At 59.1% G+C, this 9,025-nt stretch carries 10 protein-coding genes and 1 pseudogene; 9 read left to right on the top strand and 2 right to left on the bottom strand.

Annotation, left to right across the window (positions count from 1 at the left end):
* The 9 genes and pseudogenes from HF921_RS11435 to HF921_RS11395 all read left to right on the top strand — a co-directional run.
* Positions 1-582: pseudogene (locus HF921_RS11435) on the top strand (amine oxidase); the annotation flags it as partial.
* A 191-nt stretch (positions 583-773) separates the two neighbouring features.
* The gene (locus tag HF921_RS11430) at positions 774-1,616 is read left to right on the top strand and encodes an electron transfer flavoprotein subunit beta/FixA family protein (protein WP_215893844.1); all 843 of its coding nucleotides are present in this window, start codon (positions 774-776) and stop codon (positions 1,614-1,616) included.
* Between the two features lie 19 nt (positions 1,617-1,635).
* Positions 1,636-2,730 (top strand): electron transfer flavoprotein subunit alpha/FixB family protein, encoded by a 1,095-nt coding sequence (locus HF921_RS11425; RefSeq protein WP_215849126.1) that lies wholly within the window; start codon positions 1,636-1,638, stop codon positions 2,728-2,730.
* A gap of 16 nt (positions 2,731-2,746) precedes the next feature.
* Positions 2,747-4,045, top strand: a complete 1,299-nt coding sequence (locus tag HF921_RS11420) for an FAD-dependent monooxygenase (RefSeq protein WP_215849125.1) — start codon at positions 2,747-2,749, stop codon at positions 4,043-4,045.
* Complete coding sequence (locus HF921_RS11415; RefSeq protein WP_215893843.1) at positions 4,042-4,329, top strand: ferredoxin family protein; 288 nt, start codon at positions 4,042-4,044, stop codon at positions 4,327-4,329. Before HF921_RS11420 ends, HF921_RS11415 begins: the two co-directional genes overlap by 4 nt.
* An 18-nt stretch (positions 4,330-4,347) precedes the next feature.
* Positions 4,348-4,842, top strand: a complete 495-nt coding sequence (locus HF921_RS11410) for a hypothetical protein (protein ID WP_215849123.1) — start codon at positions 4,348-4,350, stop codon at positions 4,840-4,842.
* Between the two features lie 48 nt (positions 4,843-4,890).
* Positions 4,891-5,298: a ribonuclease HepT family protein gene (locus HF921_RS11405; protein ID WP_215893842.1), complete on the top strand. Its 408-nt coding sequence runs from the start codon at positions 4,891-4,893 to the stop codon at positions 5,296-5,298.
* Entirely contained in the window at positions 5,295-5,756 is a 462-nt protein-coding gene (locus tag HF921_RS11400; protein WP_226834542.1) for a fumarylacetoacetate hydrolase family protein, read from the top strand. Before HF921_RS11405 ends, HF921_RS11400 begins: the two co-directional genes overlap by 4 nt.
* Before the next feature lie 34 nt (positions 5,757-5,790).
* Positions 5,791-6,219, top strand: a complete 429-nt coding sequence (locus HF921_RS11395) for a hypothetical protein (protein ID WP_215893841.1) — start codon at positions 5,791-5,793, stop codon at positions 6,217-6,219.
* On the opposite strand, the gene speA is transcribed toward HF921_RS11395, so the two are convergent.
* On the bottom strand, positions 6,181-8,097 hold the full coding sequence (speA, locus tag HF921_RS11390; RefSeq protein WP_215893840.1) for a biosynthetic arginine decarboxylase: 1,917 nt from the start codon (positions 8,095-8,097) through the stop codon (positions 6,181-6,183). The two genes, HF921_RS11395 and speA, sit on opposite strands and share 39 nt — an antisense overlap.
* 63 nt (positions 8,098-8,160) lie before the next feature.
* The coding region (locus HF921_RS11385; RefSeq protein ID WP_215893839.1) for a PhoH family protein at positions 8,161-9,025 on the bottom strand (865 nt) is incomplete at its 5' end.

Raw genomic sequence — 9,025 nt, 5'->3', positions numbered from 1 at the left:
GGCGGCGGCTATCTGGAAGGCGCCCTGGAATCCGCCGCCCGCCTGCAGCGGATGCTCGCCCCTGACCCCGTATCGCTTAGCCCGCAAGCACTGAACGGCCCTGCCGACAACACCGCCTGCATCGCTCTATTCGGTACATGGGTGACCGCGCAACAGCCGGATTTGCTGGCGACCTATCGCCGCCACCTCAATCAATATCTGGCCCGCCAGCACAAGGAACAGTTGACCCAGCGCGCCCTGCTCGACACCATGGAGCAGTTCTATAGCGAAGCATTGCGCCAACTGAGCGAATTGCCTTTTGACACCAGTGGCACGGGTGTCCATAAGGGGCGTTCTGATCTAACGCCGGAAGTGCATGCACCTTTCGCAACCGTTCATCAGACCCTGATCAGTGAGGCCCTCGCCTTCAACCGCAGTTCCTGTGCGCTCTCCAATTTTCCCGAAGAGCACGAACCCGGCAAGGAATACCTGTCCACCATCGCCCGCGACCTCGCTGCCGCCTGGCGTGAGTTTGCCCTCAGCAGCAATGCCGTGCTCCTCGGCAAAGCTGCTCCCGTCACCGAGAGCCAGCGGACCCATTGAGCTTACCGTGATAAAGCATGCATTTTGTCGCAAAGCCTACATCCGCTGCTTGCGCTGTTTTTCTGGTGCATTTTATCCAAAAGACTGTTTATCTTGACATTAACAAGACAGTCGTATCTGGAATGAAGATTGCTTAGAGTTAGTGCAACAGCATCTTCAGATCACCGACAGATCGGTAACAGGAGTACGCCATGCATATTGTCGTCTGTATCAAACAGGTTCCCGACAGCGCCCAGATCCGGGTGCATCCGGTTACCAATACCATCATGCGGCAGGGTGTACCCGCCATCATCAATCCCTTCGATGTTTTCGCCATCGAAGAGGCCTTGCGCCTCAAAGACCGCTTCGGTGGGCGAGTCACCGTGCTGACCATGGGGCCGCCCCAGGCGGAAGACGCGCTGCGCAAGGCCATCGCCTATGGTGCCGACGACGTGATACTCCTGACCGACCGCGCCTTCGCCGGTGCCGATACCCTGGCGACCTCCTTCGCCCTGGCACAAACCATCCGCAAAATTGGTGAGGAACATCCCGTAGACCTGGTGTTCACCGGCAAGCAGACCATTGACGGCGATACCGCGCAGGTCGGACCGGGCATTGCCAAGCGCCTGGGCCTGCAACTCCTCACCTACGTATCGGCTATCGACGCATTGGACCTGCAGGGGCGTACCATTACTGTACAACGCCGTTCGGAAGGCGGTGTGCAAGTCATCCAGACCCGCCTGCCCGCCCTGATCACCATGCTGGAGGGTAGTAACCAGATCCGTTTCGCGAGCATGGATGACATGTTCCGCTCGGCCCGTCTTACCGTGCCGCAATGGAATAAAGACCGTGCCGGTATTGAAGACGTCAGCAAAATCGGCCTCAAGGGCTCGCCCACGGTGGTCAGCAAGATATTCACCCCCAAGCCCAGGGCCGTGAAGGCACAGATGATCGGCGCCGACCTGGACGCCAGCGGCACCGCCAACGCCATCCTGGATATTCTCGGCAGCCGGCATCCGCGCTTGGCGCAGGAACTCGGCCTGATCGCCCCATAAACGCACAAGGAGCATTCGCATGAGCGAGAACACTGCCGCACCCGCAAAGCCCAAAGGCAAGAAGCGCCTGGAGTTGGATCCCCGTCTGGCGGCCTACAAAGGGATCTGGGTGTTTGTCGAAATGGAAAGGGGAGAGGTGCACCAGGTATCCTGGGAATTACTGGGTGAAGGACGCAAGCTGGCCGATATTCTCAACGTGGAACTGGGCGCCGTGATTCTTGGTGCTGGTAGCGACGAACTCGGTGCCGCTGCTCGCAACGCCTTCGCTTACGGCACCGATGTGGCCTATGTTGTTGCCGACCCCATTCTGGCGGATTATCGCAACGAACCCTACACCAAGGCGATGACTGACCTCGTCAATCGGTACCAGCCGGAGATTCTTCTGCTGGGTGCCACCACCCTGGGTCGCGACCTTGCCGGTAGTGTCGCCACCACGCTGCTTACGGGTTTGACCGCGGACTGCACGGAGTTGGCTATCGATCCCGATAACCGCGGTCTCCTGGCCACTCGCCCGACCTTCGGCGGCAGCCTGCTCTGTACCATCCAGACTCTCAACTACCGCCCGCAGATGGCGACCATCCGCCCCCGGGTCATGGCTATGCCCGAAGCTACGCCGGAGCGCCGCGGCCGTATTGTTTCCGAAAACCTGCAGATGCAGGAGGACGATATTATCGCCAAGGTCCTGGAGTTCATCCCCGACGACGCCCAGGAGCAGGCTCAACTCGCCTATGCCGATATTATCGTGGCGGGCGGCCGGGGCATGGGCAAGGCGGAAAACTTTCGCCTGATCTGGGATCTGGCTGCCGTGCTCGGCGCCGAAGTGGGCGGATCGCGTCCGGTGACCCATGCCGGCTGGCTACCCGCTGACCGTCAGGTCGGGCAATCGGGCAAGACCGTGCGTCCCAAGCTCTATATTGCCGCGGGCATCTCCGGGGCGATTCAGCACCGTGTCGGCATGGAAGCTTCCGACGTCATCATCGCCATCAACAACGATCCCAATGCGCCCATCTTCGACTTTGCCACTTATGGCATTGTCGGCGACGCCGTGCAGATCCTTCCCGTCCTCACCGACGCCTTGCGCAGCCGCCTGGCTGTGAGCCGCCGGGCCGGTTAATTACAGGAGTCATGACATGGCCGAAAAATTTGATGCCATTGTGGTAGGTGCCGGCCCCGCCGGTAATGCAGCCGCGTACACCATGGCCAAGGCGGGTCTGAGCGTATTGCAACTGGAACGGGGTGAAACCCCTGGCACCAAAAACGTCCAGGGGGCCATTCTCTATGCCGACGCGCTGGAGCGCATCATTCCCGATTTCCGCGACGATGCCCCGTTGGAGCGCCATGTCATCGAACAGCGCATGTGGGTGCTGGATGAAAAATCCTTCATCGGCACCAACTATCGCTCGGATGCCTTTAACAGCGACCAGCCCAATCGTTATACCATCCTCCGGGCGCCTTTCGACAAATGGTTCTCCGGGAAGGTCAAGGCCGCAGGCGGCCTGGTCATCTGCGAGACGACGGTCACCGACCTTATCCAGGAAGGCAAAAAGGTCATCGGCGTCCGCACCGACCGTGAGGGGGGCGATATTTATGCCGATGTGGTGATTCTGGCGGACGGCGTCAATTCGCTGTTGGCCAAAAAAGCCGGGTTTCATGGCGAACTCGAAGCCAAAAATGTGGCGCTCGCGGTCAAGGAAATTCATTTTCTGCCCGAGGAGGTCGTCCAGAGCCGTTTCAATATCAAGGGCAACGAAGGGGTGGTCATTGAGATCGCCGGTGCCGTCACCCACGGCATGGTCGGCACCGCCTTCCTCTATACCAACAAGGAATCCATCACGCTGGGCATCGGTTGCCTCTTGTCCGACTTCAAAAAGGCGGGCATCGCGCCCTATACCCTCCTCGAAGAACTCAAGGCGCATCCGGCCATTGCCCCGTTGATTGAGGGGGGCGAAATGAAGGAGTATGCCGCCCACCTGATTCCCGAAGGGGGCTACAAGGCCGTTCCGACCCTCTACGGCGAGGGCTGGATGATCGCGGGGGACAGCGCCGGACTGGTAAATGCGGTCCACCGCGAAGGCTCCAACCTGGCGATGACCAGTGGCCGGCTGGCCGCAGAAACGGTTATCGCGCTGAAAGAGATGAAGCTCCCCTGCACGGCCCCCCATCTTGCCCGTTACAAAGCCGCGCTGGACGACAGTTTCGTCATGAAAGATTTACGGAAGTACAAGGAGTTGCCCGATATCCTGCACGGCAATCCGCATTTCTTTTCGGTGTATCCGCAACTCCTCAACCGCGCCGCGCATACCATGCTGATGGTCGATGGCCAGGATAAGCACAGCAAGGAAAAGACCATTCGTGGCAGCTTTGTAGAGCAACGCTCGTTGTGGGGTTTGGTGGGAGACGCTTACCGCATGTGGAGGGCAACGCGATGATCAAGATCGAAGAGAAACTGTTTCAAAACCGCTATCGGGTCGATGAAGGTCGGCCGCATATCCAGATCAGCGATCCTCAGGTCTGCGCGGATGATTGTAAAACGCAGTCCTGCACCTTCGCCTGTCCCGCGGCCTGTTACGCCAAAGACGAGGGTGGTGGTGTGGTCCTGACCACGGACGGCTGCCTGGAGTGCGGCACCTGTCGGGTCATTTGTTCGGAATATCACAACGTGGATTGGTCCTATCCACGGGGCGGTCACGGCATCCTCTTCAAGTTCGGTTAATTTTGGAGGCGTGGTCCAATGAGCCCTGACGGTGCCCTCCGGGAGATCACCCTGCCCTTTGCCGACCCGACCGGGCAGGCGGCTTCGCTGCTGGAGGCCGCACTGGCCAGTAGCACACACCCGACCGAGGTGGAAAAACTGCTGAGGCAGCATCTACTGACCGATCCGGATTACCTGCCCGCCTATTTTGCCATGTACAAGTTGCTGTTTCGCCAGTCCCGGCTGGCGGAGGCCGAAGAGATAGCACGCACCGCCCTGGCCAGCGGGGCACGACTGGGCGGTTTCCCCCCCAACTGGCAGCACCTCGCTCCAGGCACGGCAGACTGGTCCGTGATTCACAGTCCTGCCCATTTTTATCTCTTCACCCTGAAGGCCCTGAGTTTCATCCTGTTACGCCGCAATCAACTGGACGAATGCCGGGAGGTTCTGGAAAAGATCGGCGAACTGGACCCTCACGATCTGGTAGGGGCCTCCGTCATCCGCGCCTATGCCGATGGCCTGACGGCGCATTGAGTCAGATGATGTGCCATTCAAGATGAAATACCCACCCGGTGCATGCCCATGCTGAGCATCTCGCCCTTTAACGCGATTGAAGAGGCGGGGACTGCCGTACTCACGCTGACTGAAGGGCTGGAGAAGGAAGAGTTTCTCGCGTCGCGCCTCACCCGTGCGGAAACTCGACGCCAGCTTCGCCTCATGAGCGCGGCCGCCCTGCTCCTATCGCCAGAGATTCACGCCCTGATGGTGGAAATTGACTGGGAAGGCTGGCGCGCCCTCGACCAGCGCCTCGCGGCCAGTGGTAAAGCAGAGGACACCCTGCTTTGGCTCGCGGTGCGCGCGCTGGCACCAGATACCTTGATGTGGCTGCGGGTGTACCGCAAAAACCAGCCGGAATACTTTAAAGAGAACGCAATGAAAGCAGATGCCTGTTATCCCGCCATTTCACCCGGCACAGGAGCCCGTCCATGAACTACGCCTTCCCGCCCGCCCCTGTCGTGACTCTGGACGCCATGTCCAGCAACCCTTTCCCGGTGCGACGCATTTTTTGCGTCGGGCAGAACTACGCCGATCACGTCCGGGAAATGGGCGCCGCTCCCGATGCCGAACCCTTCTTTTTCATGAAACCGGCCAGCGCCGTTCTGCAGAATAATTCAGTGCTGCCCTACCCGTCCGGCACTACCGACCTGCAACCCGAGGTGGAGCTGGTGGTGGCACTGCACAAGGGCGGCAAGAACATCCCCATGGACAAGGTCGATTACGACTACGTGTTCGGCTATGCCGTGGGTCTGGACATGACCCGCCGCGACCTGCAACGCGCCGCCCGCGAAAAGGGCCAGCCCTGGGAGATGGCCAAAGCATTCGACCATTCGGCGCCCTGCACGGCCATCACGCCCGAGTTTTATTCAGGGGCCATCACCATCGGCTAATCTGATCACCCCCAATCGAAACAGGAATAACCCAATGCCCACAGCCGACCTCCTCGAACGCAATCGCCTGATCTTCTGTCACTTCGATAGTTACAGTACCGCCTTGCGCTTCGTTCGCATCAACGACAGTGTGATGTTGCCCGCGCCACTGCCGGAGAACAGCAGTATGGTTGCAGCACCCACTGAGACCGGCGACACGCCCACTGACGTACTGCATGCGGTATTGGAGAAATTGAACATAAATCCCGGCCAGATAGAGCTGGACGACGGTTTCGAGGCTTGGCTGTCCACCGACACCGGTCCAATTCAGATTCACCTCGCCCGCTTCACGACATTTGAAGCCCCACACGAGGCAATCGCCCCCCACGATGGCGTTTTCAAGCCCATCAGTGAGCTGCGGCGCCTGCCGATGACGGAGTTGACGCTACTGCGTCAGGTCTTCAATCAGATCATGGGCGGTTAAATAGGTATAACCATGCAGCCCATCCGCAAACTGCTGTAGAAACTCGCGACGTTCCACATCGTCGAGATGGCTGCAGGCCTCCACTTTCTTCTGATAACGGGCCAGCAGGTCGGTAGCGGAAAATTGTACGTATTGCAGGACGGATTCCACCGTATCCCCCGCCAGCGGCTGCTCCAGACGCATGGCGCCCGAGGCATCACAGAGTACATTAACCGAGTCCGTGTCACCGAACAGATTATGCATATCCCCGAGAATTTCCTGATAAGCACCGACCAGAAAAATACCGAGGAGATAAGGCGCATCCGCCTGTAGCGCATGTACCGGCAGCGCCGGTGTCAGGCCTTCGGCCGTGACGTACGCATCAATCCTGCCGTCGGAGTCGCAGGTGATATCTTCGAGACGAGCCCGCCGGGTCGGCTCTTCATTCAGTCGTTGTATGGGCAATATCGGGAAAATCTGATCAATGGCCCAGACGTCGGGCAACGACTGAAACAGGGAAAAGTTGACGAAATATTTGTCCACCAGCTTTTCGTCGAGTTCATCAAGAATATCGCGGTGCGCGCGATTGTGCGGGTCGAGAAAGCCGCGCACCCGCCAGAGCACTTGGGCATAAATGCCTTCGACTTCGGCGCGCTCTTCAATGTGAATGATGCCGAGGTTGAATTGCTGGTGAAGCTCCGCCAGCAGATAGAGGGCCTCCTGATACACTTCCAGCGCCGCGGCGGCGTTACCCTGATTCAGCCGGGTGAGCAGACGGCCCCATTCACCCGCCATCAGGTCGACCGAAGGTGTTGACGACGGATGCTCTCCGGTCGCCATCTCCACATCGGTGACATTGGCCAGCAAAATGGCGTGATGCGCCGTCAGCGCCCGACCCGATTCAGAGATGATGCGCGGCTCCGGCAACCCCTCCTGGCGCGCCACATCAGCCAGTGTGGCGACGATGGCATGGGCATAATCGGAGACATGATAGTTCGTGGAGCAGTACGCGCGGGAGTGCGTTCCTTCATAGTCCACACCCAACCCACCGCCCACATCCACGACTTCCAGGGCTGCGCCCAGGCGTCGCAGTTCCGCATACAGGCGGGCACACTCGCGCATGCCGCCTTTGATGAACTGAATATTGGGAATCTGGGAGCCGAGGTGGAAGTGCAGCAATTGCAGACTATCCAGCGCATTTTCTGCCCGCAGACGGTGGACGAGTTCCAGAATGTCCGCCGTAGACAGGCCGAATTTAGATTTTTCGCCACCGGTATTCTGCCACTTGCCGGAACCGGCGGATGCCAGCCGCGCGCGCACCCCGATCCGGGGTTTAACACCCAGCTTGCGAGCCTCATTCAGGATCAGAGGCAGTTCAGAGGGTTTTTCCACCACCAGGTAGACCTGCATGCCCAACTTCTCACCCGTCAGGGCCAGGCGAACATACTCTTTGTCTTTGTAGCCATTGCAGATGATGGTGCCGCCCACCGGCATCAGTCCGATAACCGCCAACAGCTCCGGTTTGCTACCAGCCTCCAGACCGACGCTGCCCGCACCGGCACGCAAAATTTCTTCTACGACGCGCCGCTGCTGATTGACCTTGATCGGATAAACGGGCGTGTAGCTGCCGCCATAGTTTAGGGCGCGGATGGCCTCAGCAAACGCACTGTGCAGGCGCGCGACTCGATCGCCAAGAATCTGCGGAAAACGCAGGAGGCAGGGTAAAGCGAGGGAATGCTCACCCAGCACCGCCGCGACATCGGCCAGCCCAATGGCGGCACCCTGCGGGTTGGCATCGGGACGAACGACAATCTGTCCGTCCGCACCGATATCGAAATACCCCTCGCCCCAATGCGGCAAGTTATACAGATGACGGCTATCCGCGACCGACCATGTCATGCGTTCATTCCCCTGATGCCCTGCGCGCAGTCTAAGGGCTCAACAGGTCAGTAGACAAGGGCATCACAAGGCATCATTGGCAAAATCCGCCAAACGAGAACGCTCACCGCGACGCAGGGTGACATGTCCGCTGTAGGCCCAGTCCTTGAAGCGATCCACCACATAGGTCAGTCCTGAGGTGGTTTCCGTCAGGTAGGGCGTATCGATCTGCGCAATATTGCCCAGACAGACAATTTTGGTCCCCGGACCGGCACGGGTGATCAGGGTCTTCATTTCCTTGGAAGTCAGATTCTGTGCCTCGTCGATAATGACGAACTTCTCCAGAAAGGTACGCCCACGCATAAAACTCATGGATTTGACGCGAATCCGCTTATTGATCAGATCCTGCGTCGCACTGCGTCCCCAGCTGCCGCCATCATCACTGCCGCGCGCCAGAATTTCCAGATTATCCTCCAGCGCCCCCATCCACGGCAGCATTTTCTCTTCCTCCGTGCCGGGCAAGAAGCCAATCTCATCACCTACCGGCACGGTCGCACGGGTAATGATCACTTCCGAGTAGCGCTTCTGCTCAAAAATCTGATGCAGCGCCGCCGCCAGCGTCAGCAGCGTCTTACCGGTACCTGCGTGCCCCAGCAGGGTGACAAAATCGATGTCGGGATCCAGCAGCAGGTTCAGGGCGAAATTCTGTTCCGGATTGCGCGCCAAAATGCCCCAGACGGCATGCCGGTCGCTTCGATAGTCGGTTATGCGCTCGATAATGGCGTGTTCCGGATGCACTTCGCGGACAATCGCCGCGAAGTCTTCGGCCACCCCCGCCTGCGTATGTGTATCGATCGCGATAAACTGATTAGAATGCCAGCGCTGAATGGCCGGGCCGCTGATTTTATAGTAGCTCCGTCCGCTTTCCTGCCAAGCGTCCAGATCGCGA

It is taken from the genome of Acidithiobacillus ferriphilus (genome assembly GCF_018854775.1).
Taxonomy (GTDB): domain Bacteria; phylum Pseudomonadota; class Gammaproteobacteria; order Acidithiobacillales; family Acidithiobacillaceae; genus Acidithiobacillus; species Acidithiobacillus ferriphilus.
The sequence above is the reverse complement of the archived record's forward strand: the minus strand, read 5'-3'. Positions and strand labels throughout refer to the sequence as shown.